Here is a 543-nt window from a genome sequence, read left to right on the forward strand (position 1 = left end):
TTGAGGTGGGCGATCTGGTGCTGGCCATCGGCAACCCGTTTGGCGTTGGCCAGACGGTGACCCAGGGCATTGTTTCGGCGCTCGCCCGCACCCAGGTCGGCATTGGTGACTACCAGTTCTTCATCCAGACCGACGCCGCGATCAATCCTGGCAATTCTGGCGGCGCCCTTGTCGACATGAAGGGCAGGTTGGTCGGCATCAACTCCGCCATCTATTCCCGCTCCGGCGGCAGCGTCGGCATCGGATTCGCCATACCGGCGGCGATGACCCGGGTTGTGGTGGAATCGGCCAGAAACGGCGGCAAGATGGTCAAGCGGCCGTATTTCGGCGGACGCCTGCAGGCTGTCACCGCCGATATCGCCGAAAGCGTCGGGCTTGAACGGCCGACGGGGGCCTTGGTGGCGGAGCTTCGCCCAGGTAGCCCGGCGGCGGAAGCGGGGCTGAAGCGCGGCGACGTGATCCTGTCCGTGGACGGGCAGGCCGTGGATGACCCGGACGCCTTCGGCTACCGGTTGGCCACGCGCCCGATGGGGGGGCAGGCCA

At 67.0% G+C, this 543-nt stretch carries 1 protein-coding gene; it reads left to right on the plus strand.

Annotation, left to right across the window (positions count from 1 at the left end):
- Positions 1-543 (plus strand): trypsin-like peptidase domain-containing protein (locus AC4FS3_RS29325; protein WP_491023467.1); only part of this gene is annotated, 543 nt, incomplete at both ends.

The organism is Pseudogemmobacter sp. TB195, assembly GCF_058313095.1.